Annotated in this window: 19 protein-coding genes and 1 tRNA gene; 11 read left to right on the forward strand and 9 right to left on the reverse strand. The window is 71.2% G+C overall.

What is annotated here, in order from left to right:
• Positions 1-592: 592 nt before the first annotated feature.
• Both DEJ13_RS05175 and DEJ13_RS05180 read right to left on the reverse strand, forming a co-directional pair.
• Entirely contained in the window at positions 593-1,831 is a 1,239-nt protein-coding gene (locus tag DEJ13_RS05175) for an MFS transporter (protein WP_111108114.1), read from the reverse strand.
• A complete protein-coding gene (locus tag DEJ13_RS05180; RefSeq protein WP_111108113.1) occupies positions 1,828-2,262 on the reverse strand; it encodes a MarR family winged helix-turn-helix transcriptional regulator in 435 nt (144 codons plus the stop codon). Before DEJ13_RS05180 ends, DEJ13_RS05175 begins: the two co-directional genes overlap by 4 nt.
• Before the next feature lie 63 nt (positions 2,263-2,325).
• Here DEJ13_RS05180 and DEJ13_RS05185 point away from each other — a divergent pair, with 63 nt between their 5' ends.
• Together DEJ13_RS05185 and DEJ13_RS05190 are read left to right on the forward strand one after the other, a co-directional pair.
• Positions 2,326-2,616, forward strand: coding sequence for a hypothetical protein (locus tag DEJ13_RS05185; RefSeq protein WP_056122007.1), 291 nt, complete (start codon positions 2,326-2,328; stop codon positions 2,614-2,616).
• Positions 2,617-2,645: 29 nt separating this feature from the next.
• Positions 2,646-2,909 carry a YbbN family protein gene (locus DEJ13_RS05190; RefSeq protein ID WP_111108112.1) on the forward strand — a complete coding sequence of 88 codons (264 nt, stop codon included), beginning with the start codon at positions 2,646-2,648 and terminating at the stop codon, positions 2,907-2,909.
• Here DEJ13_RS05190 and DEJ13_RS05195 read toward each other — a convergent pair.
• From DEJ13_RS05195 to DEJ13_RS05205, 3 genes are read right to left on the reverse strand one after another with little or no spacing between them, the layout of a single operon-like run.
• A complete protein-coding gene (locus DEJ13_RS05195) occupies positions 2,850-4,337 on the reverse strand; it encodes a DUF6716 putative glycosyltransferase (protein ID WP_181437148.1) in 1,488 nt (495 codons plus the stop codon). The genes DEJ13_RS05190 and DEJ13_RS05195 overlap by 60 nt on opposite strands.
• Positions 4,334-5,206, reverse strand: coding sequence for an N-acetylneuraminate synthase family protein (locus tag DEJ13_RS05200; protein ID WP_056121999.1), 873 nt, complete (start codon positions 5,204-5,206; stop codon positions 4,334-4,336). Before DEJ13_RS05200 ends, DEJ13_RS05195 begins: the two co-directional genes overlap by 4 nt.
• On the reverse strand, positions 5,203-6,120 hold the full coding sequence (locus DEJ13_RS05205; protein ID WP_111108109.1) for an acylneuraminate cytidylyltransferase family protein: 918 nt from the start codon (positions 6,118-6,120) through the stop codon (positions 5,203-5,205). Before DEJ13_RS05205 ends, DEJ13_RS05200 begins: the two co-directional genes overlap by 4 nt.
• 590 nt (positions 6,121-6,710) lie before the next feature.
• Here DEJ13_RS05205 and DEJ13_RS05210 point away from each other — a divergent pair.
• Together DEJ13_RS05210 and DEJ13_RS05215 are read left to right on the forward strand one after the other, a co-directional pair.
• On the forward strand, positions 6,711-7,277 hold the full coding sequence (locus tag DEJ13_RS05210) for an AAA family ATPase (RefSeq protein ID WP_111107932.1): 567 nt from the start codon (positions 6,711-6,713) through the stop codon (positions 7,275-7,277).
• A gap of 14 nt (positions 7,278-7,291) precedes the next feature.
• Positions 7,292-7,367 (forward strand) — tRNA-Arg (locus DEJ13_RS05215).
• 61 nt (positions 7,368-7,428) lie between these two features.
• Here the strand turns inward: DEJ13_RS05215 and DEJ13_RS05220 are convergent.
• Complete coding sequence (locus DEJ13_RS05220) at positions 7,429-8,631, reverse strand: hypothetical protein (protein ID WP_111107931.1); 1,203 nt, start codon at positions 8,629-8,631, stop codon at positions 7,429-7,431.
• Between the two features lie 118 nt (positions 8,632-8,749).
• A complete protein-coding gene (locus DEJ13_RS05225; RefSeq protein WP_111107930.1) occupies positions 8,750-9,016 on the reverse strand; it encodes a hypothetical protein in 267 nt (88 codons plus the stop codon).
• A gap of 169 nt (positions 9,017-9,185) precedes the next feature.
• Here DEJ13_RS05225 and msrA point away from each other — a divergent pair, with 169 nt between their 5' ends.
• The 5 genes from msrA to DEJ13_RS05250 all read left to right on the forward strand — a co-directional run bounded on the left by msrA (position 9,186) and on the right by DEJ13_RS05250 (position 12,934).
• Positions 9,186-9,713, forward strand: a complete 528-nt coding sequence (gene msrA / locus DEJ13_RS05230; RefSeq protein WP_056121991.1) for a peptide-methionine (S)-S-oxide reductase MsrA — start codon at positions 9,186-9,188, stop codon at positions 9,711-9,713.
• Between the two features lie 39 nt (positions 9,714-9,752).
• Positions 9,753-9,965 (forward strand): hypothetical protein, encoded by a 213-nt coding sequence (locus tag DEJ13_RS05235; protein ID WP_056121989.1) that lies wholly within the window; start codon positions 9,753-9,755, stop codon positions 9,963-9,965.
• Between the two features lie 143 nt (positions 9,966-10,108).
• On the forward strand, positions 10,109-10,708 hold the full coding sequence (locus tag DEJ13_RS05240; protein ID WP_111107929.1) for a single-stranded DNA-binding protein: 600 nt from the start codon (positions 10,109-10,111) through the stop codon (positions 10,706-10,708).
• Between the two features lie 52 nt (positions 10,709-10,760).
• Positions 10,761-12,446: an energy-dependent translational throttle protein EttA gene (gene ettA, locus DEJ13_RS05245; protein WP_111107928.1), complete on the forward strand. Its 1,686-nt coding sequence runs from the start codon at positions 10,761-10,763 to the stop codon at positions 12,444-12,446.
• 5 nt (positions 12,447-12,451) lie between these two features.
• Positions 12,452-12,934, forward strand: a complete 483-nt coding sequence (locus DEJ13_RS05250) for an acyl-CoA thioesterase (RefSeq protein ID WP_111107927.1) — start codon at positions 12,452-12,454, stop codon at positions 12,932-12,934.
• Between the two features lie 133 nt (positions 12,935-13,067).
• On the opposite strand, the gene DEJ13_RS05255 is transcribed toward DEJ13_RS05250, so the two are convergent.
• Entirely contained in the window at positions 13,068-13,925 is an 858-nt protein-coding gene (locus DEJ13_RS05255; protein ID WP_111107936.1) for an acyl-CoA thioesterase, read from the reverse strand.
• A gap of 48 nt (positions 13,926-13,973) precedes the next feature.
• Here DEJ13_RS05255 and DEJ13_RS05260 point away from each other — a divergent pair, with 48 nt between their 5' ends.
• Both DEJ13_RS05260 and DEJ13_RS05265 read left to right on the forward strand, forming a co-directional pair.
• Positions 13,974-14,675 (forward strand): DUF8185 domain-containing protein, encoded by a 702-nt coding sequence (locus DEJ13_RS05260; RefSeq protein ID WP_056121980.1) that lies wholly within the window; start codon positions 13,974-13,976, stop codon positions 14,673-14,675.
• Between the two features lie 44 nt (positions 14,676-14,719).
• Positions 14,720-15,562, forward strand: coding sequence for an NAD(P)H-binding protein (locus tag DEJ13_RS05265; protein WP_111107926.1), 843 nt, complete (start codon positions 14,720-14,722; stop codon positions 15,560-15,562).
• Positions 15,563-15,767: 205 nt separating this feature from the next.
• On the opposite strand, the gene DEJ13_RS05270 is transcribed toward DEJ13_RS05265, so the two are convergent.
• Positions 15,768-16,160: a globin gene (locus DEJ13_RS05270; protein WP_056123769.1), complete on the reverse strand. Its 393-nt coding sequence runs from the start codon at positions 16,158-16,160 to the stop codon at positions 15,768-15,770.
• Between the last annotated feature and the right edge of the window lie 38 nt (positions 16,161-16,198).

The following is a 16,198-nucleotide window of genomic DNA, read 5'->3' on the forward strand; positions in this document are numbered from 1 at the left end:
CCCTGCGGTTCCGCCCGCTCGCGTGCGAACACGGGTGTGCCGTGCGCGTGCCCGGGGCCGTGCACCTGCCCGGCCGGTCGGCCTGCGGTCGCCCGGTCACGCGAGCGGGCGGAATGCCGGGGTGGTCCCGTTTGCGGACCCTGCGGTTCCGCCCACTCGCGTGCGAGCGCGGGTCTGCCGGGCACGTGCCCGTGCACGTGCCCGGCCGGTCTGCGGTCGCCCGCTCACGCGAGCGGGCGGGAAGCCGGGGTGGTCTCGTTGCGGACCCTGCGGTTCCGCCCGCTCGCGTGCGAGCACGAGTGTGCCGCGCACCTGCCCGGCCGGTCTGCGGTCGCCTGGTCACGCGAGCGGGCGGAATGCCGGGGTGGTCCCGTTTGCGGACCCTGCGCTTCCGCCCGCTCGCGTGCGAGCACGAGTGTGCCGTGCACCTGCCCGTACACGTGCCCGGCCGGTCTGCGGTCGCCTTGTCACGCGAGCGGGCGGAGTGCCGGGGTGGTCTCGTTGCGGACCCTGCGCTTCCGCCCGCTCGCGACTTCGGCGGCCGGCCCGAGCCGCCGCAACCACCCGCGCCACCCGCGCCGCCCGCCGGGCGTCAGACCATCTCGCCCGCGCCGATCGCCTGGGCCTCGACGCCCTCGGGCTCCGCGCCGTCGTCCACCCGGCGCAGCACCTTCGCTGTCACGAGCGTCACGACGAACGCGACGGTGACGGATGCGCCCGCGAAGACGTACGCCGCCGAGGGCGAGTAGGCGTCGGCGAGCAGCGTGGCGACGGGCGGGGCGATCGCACCGCCGATGAACCGCACCGCCGAGTACGCGCTCGAGGCGACGGAGCGGGGGAGGTCGGTGGCTTCCATGACGCACTCGGTGAGCACGGTGTTCAGCACACCGAGCACGAGGCCGCCGATGACCACGCAGATGATCAACCCGACCTGCGACTGCACCACGACGGCGGCGGCGAACAGGTCGAGCGCCAGCAGGGGCAGCGCGATCCGGAGCACGGTCGTCCGACGCATGCGCGCGGTGAGCATCGGCGCGACCCACACCGAGGTGATCGCCAGGCCGACGCCCCAGCCGAAGAAGGTGAACCCGATGCCGAGTGCGCCGAAGCCGAGCGGGAAGGGCGTGTACGCCAGCAGGACGAAGAAGCCGATGTTGTAGAACAGCGCCGTCGCGGCGAGGGCTGCCAGGGCGGGGTGGGCGAGCGCGCGGAAGGGCGCGGAGAGCTTGGTCGGCACGGGCTTCTCGAGCCCGGAGGACTTGAGCATCACCGCGACGGCGATGAACGCGATCGCCATCAGGGTCGTCACGCCGAAGAACGGGCCACGCCAGCTGACCGACCCGAGCAGACCGCCGACCAGCGGGCCGATCGCGATGCCGAGACCGAGTGCGGCCTCGTACAGGATGATCGCGGAGGCCGTGCCACCCGACGCCGCGCCGACGATCGTCGCGAGCGCGGTCGAGATGAAGAGCGCGTTGCCGAGACCCCATCCGGCGCGGAAGTCGATGATCGTCCACACGTCGTTCGACACCGCGGCGAGCACCGAGAACACCACGATCAGCGCGAGGCCGATCATGAGCGTGCGCTTGGCACCGATGCGGCTCGACACCCAGCTCGTGAAGAACATCGCGACACCGGTCACGGCGAGGTAGCTCGTGAAGAGCAGCTCGGTCTGTGCCGGAGTCGCCTTGAGCGACGCCGCGATCGCCGGCAGGATCGGGTCGACGAGACCGATGCCCATGAAGGCCACGACACAGGCGAAGGCGATCGCCCAGACCGCCTTGGACTGCTTGAGGATGCTGCCGGACGACGCCGGCGCGTGCGCGTTCACGCGGTGATCTCCGTTCTGGTCCTCGATGCGATGAGGGCCGATGCTTCGTGCAGGACGTCCCACTGGTCGTCGTCGAGATCGGCGAACAGCGGCCCGACGGTGCGCGTCAGGGTCGCGCGCCACATGGTCAGGTGCTCGGCTCCGGCCGGGGTGATCTCGATGAGCTGACCGCGGGAGTCGTCCGGGTCGACGGACCGTGCGACCAGGCCGTCAGCGAGCATGCCGCCGATGAGCCGGGTCATGGTGGGTTGTGACACGCGCGAGGCCCTGGCGAGCTCGCCGAGCCGCAGGGGCTGGTCGGTCTCGAGGATGCCGAGCGTGCGCCAGACCGCCGGGGACGTGGTGTTCCCGGTGGACTGGACGGCGGTGCGGATCAGGCGGTTCACGGAGACGAGGAGCGTCTCGATGGTCTGTTCCCGCGATGATTCCATAGCTGAACTATATAGCACCGCTATGGAAACGACAAGACAGGGGCCCCTGGTAGACAGGACGGCATGAGCGACATCACCATCCACGAGGGCGACGAGTACACCGCCATCTACCACGAGGGCCCGTTCGACGGCCAGACGGACACCCGCACTGCCACCGGCGACGCGGTCGAGGACGAGGTGACGGTGTTCGCGGACGTCGAGGGGCTGCAGACGGCCTTCACCTACAAGGCGACCCACACCCGCCAGGTGCTCGACCAGACCTCGGTCGACTACACCTTCGTCCCGAGCGAGTCCGACCCGCTCGACGACCTGCAGGAGCGCGGCGACCGCAGCGGCGGGTTCGACCGGGAGTAGTCCCACCCGCTCACGCGTTGCACGACCACATGCAGCTCGACCTCTGGACCTCCGCCTTCTGCGCACCGTGCGCCGCCGCCCGCCGGGTGGCCGCCGACGCGGCACGGCTGGTCCCCGGGCTCGCCGTGACCGAGCGCGACGTGGCGGCACACCCCGACGACGCAGAAGACCTCGGCATCCGCTCGACCCCCACGATCATCGTGCGGCGGTCGGACGGGGCCGAGGTCTTCCGTTCACCCGGCGTCCCGTCCCGCGACCAGCTGTTGCTGGCCGTCGCGCGCGCGGTCGACTGACGGGAGGCCTGGCTCGGCCTGCGCGGTCGTGGCACGGTCCGTCAGTCCAGCGGTCCGCTGCGACGTGGGTGCGCCGACCGCGGTCGGTGCCGTCGGGACCACCCATCGTCGCACCCGCCGGAGCAGGCGCTTCGCCGTGCGGACCGGGGCGCCCATGACCATCGCGATGACCCCGAGTGCCGACCGGTCGGCAGCGCCCAGCGCGTTCTTGCGCTCCCAGGCCCGCCGCAGGACGCCTCCGTGGCTGCGGCGTGCACTCGGACGGTCGACCAGCAGGCCGGCGTCGCGGGACTCCATCAGCGTCCCGGCACGGTCGGCCCAGTCGTCGTCGGCGCTCGGGTGGAAGTAGTTGTCCGTCATCCAGTCGCCACGGACCCGCCCGAAGCGGCCGTCCACCAGGTCGACGGCATCGCCCTCGAGCCCGCTGCCCACGAACACCTCGTTGATGAGCGGCCGTGCGATCCCGAAGTCCGTCAGCGTCAGGGCCGGGATGCCCCGGGCCGCGGCCTCGAGCACCGCCGTCGAGCTGATCGTCACGAGGGCGACTGCCCGGTCGAGGTGGTCCGCCATCGGTCCGGTCTCGACGACGAGGTTCGGCGGCGCGTCCGTCGGGACGAGCTCGGCGTAGGGGAAGGTCTCGCGGTGCGTCTGTTGCTCGCCGGCGACGGCGCGGGTCTTCACCACGACGCGCCAGGACGGGTGCCGACGAGCGGTGTCGACGAGCCAGCCGGTCACGCGCGCTCGGTCGGCTTCGGACTCGGGGACGCTCGGCTGCGCGGCGAACACCACCGAGTCCCGCTGCCTCGGAGCAGCGTCCGGTGTCGGCGGTGTCGGCGGTGTCGGCCGTGTCCGCCGTGTCGGTCTTGTCGGCTGTGTCGGCTGCGTGGGCCGCGTGGCGAACGGCAGCGTCGCGAGCGCGAAGGCCGGTTCGACGCCGTTCTCGGTCGCCAGTTCCTCGTACGCACGGACCTCGCGGTGGCTGTGCAGCACGAACAGGTCGGCGCGGGCGCGGGAGAAGACGCCCTTCCACTTCGCCGGGAACGAGATGCCGGGCAGACCGGTCAGCACGACCGGGCGGGGGCTGACACGGCGGTGGACCTCCTCGATCAGGAGCTCCGCGACCGGGCCGATCGTCGACACGAGGACGGCGTCCGGGGGTTCGTGCCGCAGCCGTTCGACGATCGCGTCGACGGTCAGCGCCGCCGGGGGAGCGGACGCCAGGGGTGCGAGCCGGTCGTCCAGCCCGCGGAACGCCGCGCGCAGCTGGGCCGTGCTCGCCGTTCGCGGGGTGTCCACCACGAGGAGCTCGAGCGACCAGGCGGCGGGTGCCGCCGACAGCAGGTGGGCGCCCCACTTCGCGAAGGAGTCCGTGTCCACGATGCCGACCACGAGCCTCCTGGCCGGACCTGGTGCCGGGGTGTCGCTCACGCGTCGATGCGGCGCAGCTTCGCGAGCGGAGCGAGCTCGCCGGGCATGACCCGCTTGACGCCGTCGCCGAGCGCGCTCTCGATGATGCGGACGTCGCGGGCGAGCGTGGCGAGTCCGTGGGGCTCGAGGGACGCGGCGTGGTCGGAGCCCCACATCGTGCGGTCGAGCGTGATGTGCCGCTCGACGGCCGTCGCGCCGAGCGCGACCGCGGCGATGGAGATCTGCAGACCGGGCTCGTGACCGGAGTACCCGACGGGGACGCCCGCGAAGCGCTGGGCGAGGGTGTCGATCATGCGCAGGTTGGCCTCGTGCGCGGGCAGCGGATAGGTCGAGGTGGCGTGCATGAGGACGAGCCGCTCGGTGCCGAGGGCGGCGACGGCGCGGTCGATCTGCTCGAGCGTCGACATGCCCGTCGACAGGATGACGGGCTTGCCGGTGGCGGCGACGGCGGCCAGCAGTCCGAGGTCGGTCACCGACGCCGAAGCGATCTTGTACGCGACGACGTTGAGGGACTCGAGGAAGTCGACGCTCGGCTCGTCCCACGGCGACGCGAACCAGTCCATGCCGCGCAGCGTCGCGTGGTCGCCGATCTCGATGTACTGCTCGCGGTCGAACTCGACGCGGTAGCGGTACTCCAGGTACGTCATCTCGCCCCACGGTGTGCTGCGAGGCGTGTTCTTCATGTGCTCGGGCGTCGAGATCGCGGGCGTGCGCTTCTGGAACTTGACCGCCTGCAGGCCGGCATCGGCCGCGACGTCGATGAGCTGCTTGGCGATGTCGACGTCGCCGTTGTGGTTCAGGCCGATCTCGCCGATCAGGTAGGCGGGGTGTCCCGCGCCGATCGTCGACGTGCCGATGGTGACGGTCATGGTGCTCCGTTCGTCGTGGCCAGCGGCCAGCGTTGGGGGTCGTGCGCCGGTGCGGACGGTCGTTGTGCGTGCTGGCGGCGGGGGTCGCCGCGCTGGGTGGCGTCGGGCCGGGTGGCGTCGGGCCGGGTGTCGTCGCGCCAGGTGTCGCTGTGCTGGGGGTCGCCGCGCTGGGTGTCGTCGCGCTGGGTGTCGCCGCGCTGAGTGTCACCCCGCTGGATGTCACCGCGCGCGTCGAGCTGCGGGGCGAGCGCCCCCGCGAGGGCCAGGTCTGTGGGATCGTCGATGTCGATCGCGCCGCGCGCGTCGACCGGCGAGAGCTCGACGCGGCCGAAGAACCGGTGTCGATGCCGGCGGAACCCGTCCGTGCGCAGCGCGTAGAAGGCACCGGTCTCGCGGTACTCGGGGTCGCGGTCCTGGCGTCGAGGGCGGGTCGAGGCGTCGTGGTTCACGGCCACCGCGTGGCCCTCCTCGTCCGTGCGCCAGAGGAACGCGTGCGACGGTGCCGCCGCGAACACCGCGTCCGCCGAACCCCCGAGCACACGGGCGACGGCGTCGTCGAGGTCGTTCGGGTCGATGAACGGGGAGGTCGCCTGCAGGAAGAGGAGCACCTCGGGTTCGATCCCGTCGGCCTGCAGCGCGTCGAGGACGTGCAGGAGCGCCGACTCGGAGCTCGCTCCGTCGCCCGCGAGGTCGGCCGGACGCCGGACGACCCGCGCGCCGGAGGCTCTGGCTTCGTCCGCGATCGCGTCGCCGTCCGTCGACACCACGACGCCGTCGACCAGGCGTGCGGCTCGCCCTGACTCGACGGCGCGGCGGACCAGGGAACGTCCGGCGACCGACCGCAGGTTCTTGCCCGGGATGCCCTTGGACCCGGCACGCGCAGGGACGACCGCCACGACGCGCATGTTGCTCATGGCCAGGACGCTAGGGAGGCAGCGTGACCGGCAGGGGAACGGCGGGGAAGCAGCGGCCCAACGCGGGCTGGCGTTCGCGGGTCCCGAGTGTGGGCGTTCGTGCAAGGCGGCGAGGTGGCGTGGTGGGTGGTGGCGTGGTGGGTGGTGGGTGCTGGGTGCTGGGTGCTGGGTGCTGGCGAGCGGGCGGAATGTCCGGGTGGTTGAGCTCGGGCACCCCGCGCTTCCGCCCGCTCGCGCGAAGGGCGAGCGCGCGGGCGTGCGAGCGCGAGGGGCGGGTGCGCGAGCGGGCGGAATCCCGGGTCGTCGAGCTCGGCCACCCCGCGCTTCCGCCCGCTCGCGAGAAGGGCGAGCGCGCGGGTGTGCGAGCGCGAGGGGCGGGTGCGCGCGAGCGGGCGGAATGTCCGGGTGGTTGAGCTCGGCCACCCCGCGCTTCCGCCCGCTTGCGCGAGGACGCGAGCTGGCGAGGTGGGTGCCTTGCGCGAGCGGGCGGAATGCCCGGGTGCCGCTCGCGTGGGGGTGCGGTGTGTGCGTGCGGGGAGCCTGGGACCGGAGGACTGCGTCGGGTGACTGGGCGTGGGTAGTCTCGACGGATGCTCGGACCATGGGACGCGCTCGAGCCTCCGCCACGCCGCGTGCTCGTGGCCGGGACGACGGGCGTCGGCAAGACCACCACCGCCGGTCGCATCGGCCGAGCGCTCGGCGTCCCGCACACGGAGATCGACGGGCTGTTCCACGGCCCGGACTGGGAGCCACGTGCGTCCTTCGAGGACGACGTCGAGCGCTACACCGCTGGGCCCGCGTGGGTGACCGAGTGGCAGTACAGCCAGGTCCGGGCACTGCTCACGGAGCGCGCGGACACGCTCGTCTGGCTCGACCTGCCGGTGCCGATCGCGATGTGGCGCCTGGTCCGACGAACCGTTCGTCGGCGTGTGGGGCGGACTGAGCTCTGGAACGGCAACGTCGAACCGTCGATGTGGACGATCTTCACGAACCGCGACCACATCATCCGGTGGGGCATCCGCACTCGCAGGAAGATGCGCGCGATGGTCCCGGCGCTCGAACACGCCGCACCGCACCTCCGGATCGTGCGGCTCAAGTCGCAGACCGAGATCGACGCGTTCGTCGAACGACTCCGCCCACCCGGCACCGCGGAATAGAATCGACGGCGTCCGCCCCCGTAGCTCAGTGGATAGAGCAGGTGGTTTCTACCCACCGTGCCGCGGGTTCGATTCCTGCCGGGGGCACCACGGACGACGAAGGCCGCCACCCCGAACGGGATGGCGGCCTTCGTTGTGTGGTGGGACCGGGCTACTCGTCGTCGTCCGACTGGCGGCGCAGCTCGTTCGCGCTGATCGGCTTGGTGTAGGGCGCGTCCGAGGTCTCGTTCGCGTCAGCCGGTTCGACCCGATCGTCCTCGGTTCCCGCGGGCTCCGCCGTGTCGGTGTTCCCGCTGTCGTCGTGCGCGGGGACGTCCGACCGCGCCGGGACGTCCGACCGCGCCGGGACGTCCGACCGCGCCGGGACGTCTGACCGCGCCGGTGCGTCCTTCCACCGGCCGTCATCGACGACGTCGGCGTTGTCGTTGTCGTTGTCGTTGTCGTCATCCGGCGTCGCATCGGGCGCACTGGTCGTTTGAGCAGGGGACCCGGGCGTGCCGAGCGCGGGTCGGATCGGCGCGACCCGGTCGTCACCGTAGGGGCGGGTGACACCCTCGGAGTACGGACGCGTCAGACCCTGCTGCTCGCGGTCGTCAGCGATCGGCGTCGTGGCGTTCGGGTCCTGCGGCGCCGACGTGGGCGATGCGCTCGGCGCGAGCACAGCGGTGGCGGCGGACGCGCCCGACGGAGCCGACGAGGCGGAGGCGGTGGGTCCTGCTGAACGGACGGGCGCCGGGCGCAACGAGGTGGTCGTGGGGGTCGGTGCCGGTGCGGCGGCCGGGGCGGTCGGACGCTTGCCGTCTGTCTGGTCCGCGCTCCAGTCCTGCTGGCGACGGATGAGGTCGGCATCCGGGTCCGGCGTCTCGAACTTCCAGCGCTCCAGGTCGCTCTTGAACAGCTTGCGCGCGCGGTTGGGTCGGGCCTGCCACTCGAGGAGTCGGTCGCGGAACTCGGCGAGTGACTGCTCCGCCTGGAAGTTGAAGGTCGAGGAGTTCTTCTTGATGTCCGCGATCTCGTGCTGTGCCCAGTTCGCCGCGATCGGCGACCCGGAGACCGGCAGCAGTCGCAGGCGGATGTCGGCGTCCTCGGCCAGGTGGTCGGTGTAGGTCCGCTCGTCGTGTCCGAGCACGCCCCACGTCGCCGCCTTGCGTGCAGCGGTGATGACGGCCGCGACCGCGTTGTTCTTCGCCTCGCGTTCCTGCAGGGCGACCACGCGCTTGGTGGCGCCGCGGCCGATGAGCGCTGCGACGATGCCGGCGACGACGATCGCCACGAAGGGGATCAGTGCCCCGGAGATCACTCGCCAGCCCGTGTCCGACGAGGTCCAGTCGCTGAAGTCGTTCCACCAGTCCATGCGCGCACCATATCCACGAGATCGTCAGTTCCGAGGGAGGACGAACGGCGTTCCCCGCATCCGACCGGATGTCGTTCCGATGTGGAACATCGCCGGATCGTCAGCAGGGCGCCGGTGGTCACCAGCGCAAGCAGTCGACGGCGTCGTCGGCCGACCAGACGTTCGGCAGCTCGACGAAGCGACGCTCCGCCGCGACGTAGCGTCGTGCTCGGTACGCGGTGTCGCCGGCGACGTCCACCCGGTCGACGTACCCGACGATCTCGCCGTTCGCGCGGGTGACCCGGGACAGGTCGTCCCGCACGTCGAGGATGCGCAGGTCGCCGTGGGAGCGCATGACGGGAGACGCGGTGCGGATGCGCAGCCGGGGCTCGGTGGTCGTCTGCATCGGTGGTGCCTCCTGGTGCGGTCGTCGTGGTGTGGACGACGGTACGGAGGACCCCCGACACGCGCGGCGCGCACCGGACACCTGGGGAACAGTGAACGGCCGCTGTGTGTTGTGGAGGACGTATCCCGTACTCGGGCCTCTTCGGAGGCCAGGAAGATAGGTTGATCCCATGACCACGTTCGTGCTCGCAGGTGGATGTTTCTGGTGTCTCGACGCCGTGTACCGCACGCTCCAGGGTGTGCAGGACGTGGTGTCCGGCTACATCGGCGGTTCGGCGGACAACCCGTCGTACGAGTTGGTGTGCACCGGCACGACCGGTCACGCCGAAGCGGTGGCCGTCACGTTCGACGAGTCGGTCATCCCCGCCGACGTCATCCTCGACGTGTTCTTCACGCTCCACGACCCGCGGCAGCTGAACCGGCAGGGCGCCGACGTGGGCACGCAGTACCGCTCCGCGATGTTCCCGGCCGACGACGAGCAGCGCGCGCTGTTCGAGAAGGCCATCGAGCGCGCGTCGGACATCTGGGACGGCGGGATCGTCACGACGATCGAGCCCCTCACGACGTTCTTCCCGGCCGAGGAGTACCACCAGGACTTCTTCGCCAAGAACCCCGGTCAGGGCTACTGCCTCGCAGTCGCGCTGCCCAAGGTGAACAAGGTCCGCAAGGCCTACAGTCAGTACATCCTGGCGTCCTAGCACGACGGGCGTCGGGAACCACGAGGAGGTGGTCGAACGATGACGAACGACACGACGACGGAGACCTGGGTCGCGGTCGGACCGGCGGGCGCGGTGGGCAGCATCCACCGACAGCCGGACGGCTTCCGGGTCGAGCTCTACGGGCACCGCGAGGGCGGGGGTGGGTCGTACCCCTCACTCGAGACGGCGAAGGGCGCCCTGCACAAGGCGCTCGGACCGCTCGCCTCCCGCCCGGAGTTCCGCGCCCACTGAACGGTCCGCGGACCGGCGTGCTGCGCCGGTCCGGACAGGAGGCCCGGGGGACGCGTCCTCCACAGGTCGCCTGATCGGGTACCCACCACACACATCGAGCCCCGGTCCGCATCGCGGACCGGGGCTCGACCACGATCGACCGCATGAACGACACCATCACCGTCTGCGGCATCGTCGCGACCGAGCCCCGCCACCTCGTCACCGAGACCGGCATCGCCATCACGAGCATGCGCCTCGCCTCGCCGTCGCGCCGCTGGGACCGGGCGAACTCCGTCTGGACCAACGGCCCCACCAACTGGTTCACCGTCACGGCCTTCCGGTCGCTCGCGGCCAACGTGCACAAGTCCGTCAAGAAGGGCGACCGCATCCTCGTGACGGGGCGGGTCCGGATCCGGACGTGGGAGCGCGACGGACGCGGCGGCACCTCGGTCGAGATCGACGCCGAAGCCATGGGGCAGGACCTCGCCTGGGGCATCAGCAACTGGATCAAGGTCCCGAGGCACGCGTCCGAAGCCACCGCGGCCCCCGGCTCCGGTCCGGTCGTCAACCCCGTCACCGGCGAGGTCGAGGACCGGAACGGACACCAGGACCCGGCAGCCGACCAGCTCCCCGGAGCGACGGACGTCGACGACGACGACCTGCCAGAGGCCGCAACCGCTGCGTCGGCGACCGACCGACTGCACGGGGTCGACGAGCGCGTGCCCTCCGCAGCGCCGGGCGTCGAGCACCCGGAAGCGGCCTGACGTGCTCGCACCGTCACGTTCTGCCGGTCCTGTCACTACACTTGACCGCGATATGGCTGAGTACATCTACCAGATGGTCCGTGCCCGCAAGGCGGTCGGCGACAAGCTGATCCTCGACGACGTCACGATGTCGTTCCTCCCCGGCGCCAAGATCGGCGTCGTCGGTCCGAACGGTGCCGGCAAGTCGACGATCCTCAAGATCATGGCCGGTCTCGACCAGCCCTCCAACGGCGAAGCGAAGCTGACGCCCGGCTTCTCGGTCGGCATCCTGATGCAGGAGCCCGAGCTCGACGAGACGAAGACCGTGCTCGAGAACGTGCAGGAAGGCGTGGGCGAGGTCCACGGCAAGCTCGCGCGCTTCAACGAGATCTCCGCGCTGATGGCCGAGCCCGACGCCGACTTCGACGCGCTCCTGGCCGAGATGGGCACCCTGCAGGAAGAGATCGACGCGGCAGACGCGTGGGACCTCGACTCGCAGCTCGAGCAGGCGATGGCCGCGCTCCAGTGCCCCCCGGGGGACGAGCTCGTCACGCACCTGTCCGGTGGTGAGAAGCGCCGCGTGGCGCTCTGCAAGCTCCTGCTGCAGAAGCCCGACCTGCTGCTCCTCGACGAGCCCACCAACCACCTCGACGCCGAGAGCGTGCAGTGGCTCGAGCAGCACCTGCAGCAGTACCACGGCGCCGTGCTCGCCGTGACCCACGACCGGTACTTCCTCGACCACGTCGCGCAGTGGATCGCCGAGGTCGACCGCGGTCGTCTCTACCCGTACGAGGGCAACTACTCGACCTACCTCGAGAAGAAGCGCGCCCGGCTCGAGGTCCAGGGCAAGAAGGACGCCAAGCTCGCCAAGCGCCTGACGTCCGAGCTCGACTGGGTCCGCAGCAACACCAAGGGCCGTCAGGCCAAGTCCAAGGCCCGTCTGGCGCGCTACGACGAGATGGTCACCGAGGCCGAGCGCACCCGCAAGCTCGACTTCGAGGAGATCGTGATCCCCGTGGGACCGCGCCTCGGCTCCCAGGTCATCGACGCGGACAAGCTGCACAAGCAGTTCGGCGACCGCGTGATCATCGGCGACCTCTCCTTCACGCTGCCCCGCAACGGCATCGTCGGCGTGATCGGTCCGAACGGCGTCGGCAAGACCACGCTGTTCAAGACGATCGTCGGTCTCGAGCCGCTCGACGGCGGCACGCTCAAGATCGGTGAGACGGTCGACATCTCGTACGTCGACCAGAGCCGTGGCGGCATCGACCCGAACAAGAACCTGTGGGAGGTCGTGTCCGACGGGCTCGACTACATCCAGGTCGGCAAGACCGAGATCCCGTCGCGTGCCTACGTGTCGCAGTTCGGCTTCAAGGGGCCGGACCAGCAGAAGCGTGCCGGCATCCTGTCGGGTGGTGAGCGCAACCGCCTGAACCTCGCGCTGACGCTCAAGCAGGGCGGCAACCTGCTGCTCCTCGACGAGCCGACCAACGACCTGGACGTCGAGACCCTCGGCAGCCTCGAGAACGCACTGCTCGAGTACCCGGGCTGCGCCGTGGTCATCACCCACGACCGGTGGTTCCTCGACCGCATCGCGACGCACATCCTGGCGTGGGAAGGCCTCAACGAGGACGGAACGCCGAACTGGTACTGGTTCGAGGGCAACTTCGAGGCGTACGAGGAGAACAAGGTCGAACGCCTCGGTGCCGACGCGGCCAAGCCCGGCCGGGCGACGTACCGCAAGCTCACCCGGGACTGACCCGCGTGGCCAGGCTGCACACGCCGGTCCGCATCCGCTGGAGTGACATCGACGCCTACGGGCACGTCAACAACTCGGCGATGCTGCGGCTGCTCGAAGAGGCCCGCGTCCTGGCGTTCTGGGCACCGGATCCCGACGAGGTCGACGCGTCGGGATCCGCCCCGGAGCCGATCATCGACGGTCGACCCGGGTCCGGCACGATGACGGTCATCGCGGCCCAGCGCCTCGAGTACCTGGCATCGACGCCGTACTTCCGACGCCCGCTCGACATCCAGCTCTGGATCGGACACGTCGGAGGAGCGAGCCTCGACATCTCGTACGAGGTCTGGTCCCCGGTGGGACACCAACCCGCCGAGCTCTACACCCGGGCGACGACCACGCTCGTGATGGTCGACGCCGAGACGAACCGTCCTCGGCGCCTCACCGCGGTCGAGCGTGCTGCGTGCGAGCCGTACATCGAGCCGGCAGTGGTGTTCTCGCGCCCCTGACGCGTGTTCATCGGACCGGCGTCCCCAGGGCGGCGTCACCAGGCCGGCCTCACCAGGCCGGCCTCACCAGGGCGGCATCGCCAGGTCGGCGTCACCAGGCCGACATCACCGGACCGACATCACCGCATCCTCGTCAGCGGGGGATGCGCATCATGCCCTCTTGTGCGACCGTCGCCAGCAGCCGACCGTCCCGCGAGAACATCCGCCCGAACGCCAGCCCACGTCCCCCCTGCGCGCTCGGCGACTCCTGCGTGTACAGGATCCAGTCGTCGGCACGCCCGTCGCGGTGCCACCACATCGCGTGGTCGAGACTCGCGCTCTTGACCCCGGGCGTTCCCCAGGCCACCCCGTGGCGACGCATGATCGGTTCGAGGATCGACAGGTCACTCGCGTAGGCCAGGACGGCGCGGTGGAGTCCCGGGTCGTCCGGCAGGTCACCCTGGACGCGGAACCACACGGCCTGGTGCGGCACGTGCTCGCCCTGCACGTCCACGAAGACCGGGCCCTCGACGTGCCGCAGGTCGATGGCACGTTCGGCCCACGCACGCGCGACGGGGTGGTCGATCGAGGCCAGGATCGACGCGGCGGTGGGGAGCGACTCCGGAGACGGCATGTCCACCGGGAACGGGTCCTGGTGCTCGACGCCGGCGTCCTCGGTCTGGAACGACGCGATCATCGAGAAGATCGGCACGCCCTTCTGGTAGGCCTGCGCGCGGCGTGTGGCGAACGACCGGCCGTCGTGGATCTGCTCGACCCCGAACGTGATCGGCGTGTGAATGTCACCCGGCCGCAGGAAGTACCCGTGCAGCGAGTGGATCGCCCGGTCCTCGATGGTGGCCTGCGCGGCGACGATGCACTGCGCCAGGACCTGCCCGCCGAACACCCGCCCGCCCGGTGACCAGTGGTTCTCACCGGTGAAGACCCGCTCACGCGTCGCCGCCCCCGTGTCCGCGAGTCGCAGGGTCCGCAGGAAGTCCGGTTCACCGATCACCACCCCCGCAGTCTACGGAGGACCCCTCCCGATAGGATCGTGACCGACATGAGCACCTCGTTCACGCTGCCCGACGCCGCTTCGCTGGGCGACCTCCGTACGTACCTCGCCCGTGCCGCACGGGTCGAGGACGGATCGGTCCGCCTCATCGCGGACTCGGGCGTCCTGGCCGTGTACACCGCGATCATGTACCCCCTCGGGCTGCTCGACGAACTCCCCACGGTGCTCGGACTCCGGACGTTCTCGTTGACGGAGCCGGCCGCGATCGACGCCGTGGTGCCGCTCGCCTCGTTCCAGGAACGGCTGCGGCTGCTCGCCGAGGCGCACGACGCCGAAGGAGCCGAGGGCGCCGACCCCACGCGGGCCACCCCGGTCGAGGTCGAGCTGCCGCACGAGGTCCAGACCGTCACGTGGGCTGCGATCTCGCCGCCGCGCGGCGGATGGGTCCCGCTGCCCGACATCTCGCCGGAGCTGTTGCGTCGCGCCGCCAAGGCCGGCATCGCCGAGGTGGCCGACGCGGTCCCGGCGAACGCCGGCGAAGCCATCGTCCGTCGGATCCGGTCCGAGGTCTGGGGGCGTCCGGTCCAGGGCATCGAGCACGTCCCCGCGGGCGCCGGGTTCGCAGGCGAGAGCCTCGGGTTCCTCGGGCACGACCCGGTGCGGCTGTTCGAGACCGGCCCGTGGAGCCGCCTGACGACCTCGCGCGGGCACGTCCTCGTCAAGCGCCGTGCGTGGAGCCTGTCCGTCTGAGCCGTCCTGGACGACGTCGGCACCCGCTCTGCCATCCTGGAGCCATGCACGTCTTCCTCACCGGCGCGTCCGGCTACATCGGCTCTGCCGTCCTCCGCTCCCTCCTCGCGCACGGCCACGCGGTGACCGCCGTGGTCCGTTCCGACGAGAAAGCCGCTGCCGTCCGTGACGCCGGCGGCACCGCCCTCGTCGAGGACGTCACCGACACCGACATCGTCGAGCGCCTGGCCCACGAGACCGATGCCGTCGTCCACACCGCGAGTGCGCAGGACGTCGACCCCGACTTCGTCCGCACGGTCCTCGCGGCGCTGGACGGCACCCCGAAGCCCTTCGTGCACACGGGCGGCATCTTCACCTTCGGCAACTCGACCGACATCTCCGAGCAGTCGCCCGTGTCCCCGCCGGCCCTGACAGCGTGGCGCGGCGCGAACGAGGCCGCGGTCCGCGCGAGCGCCGTCCGGACGACGATCGTGGCGCCCGGGATCGTGTACGGCCGCGGCGCCGGGATCCCGACCATGTTCGTCGGGGACGGCGAGCACGAGGTCCTGATGGTCGGCGACGGCTCGCAACGGTGGTCGACCGTGCACGTCGACGACCTCGGCGAGCTCTACGTCCTGGCCGTCGAACGGGGGGAGCCGGACGGCTACGTCCTCGCTGCGACGGGCGACAACCCCACCGTCCGCGAACTCGCCGAGGCCGGCGCGCACGGTTCGCCGGTGGTCGCCGAGAGCGTCGACGCTGCGCGGCAGCGGCTCGGGGCGGAGTACGCGGACGCGCTGCTCATGCACCAGGAGTGCTCCGGGGCCCATGCCCGCAGCACGTACGGGTGGACGCCGACGCGTCCGTCGCTGGTCGAGGACCTGGCGACCGGCTCGTACGTGCGCTGACGCGCCGCGATCCCGCCGAGACACCGCACACCCGGCAAGACACCGCCGCCGACAGCGGCGTCGAGCGGACGGAGCGGCGTCTGGTGGACGTGGCGGCGTCTGGTGGACGTCGCGCGCCCTGGGCGCGGCTGCACGACGGACGGGAGGCCCGGTGCCAGCTGGCACCGGGCCTCCCGTCCGTGTCGTGGTGCGTCCAGACCGACGGTCAGTCGAACGTGTTCGTCATGGCGTGCGCGGCCCGGTCGAGGTACCCCCAGAGCTCGGCCTCGTCGAGGGGGGCGAGCTGGAGCGACTCGACGGCGTCGTGCATGTGGTGCAGCCAGCGCTCGCGGGCCTCGGGCGTGATGCGGAACGGGTTGTGCCGCATGCGCAGCCGGGGGTGCCCGCGTTCCTGACTGTAGGTGCCCGGCCCGCCCCAGTACTGCTGCAGGAAGAGCGACAGGCGCGAGATGGCGCCCTCGAGGTCCTCCTGCGGGTACATCGGCCAGATGACGTCATCGGTCTGCACGCCGTCGTAGAAGCGCCGGACGAGTCGGTCGAACGTCGGGGCGCCCCCGATGCGGTCGTACAGCGATCCACTCGCCGCGGCGCCGCCCATCCCGACGCGCAGGGTGATCGGCTGGCCGGGCCCGAGGG

It is taken from the genome of Curtobacterium sp. MCLR17_007 (assembly GCF_003234655.2).
Taxonomy (GTDB): Bacteria; Actinomycetota; Actinomycetes; order Actinomycetales; family Microbacteriaceae; genus Curtobacterium.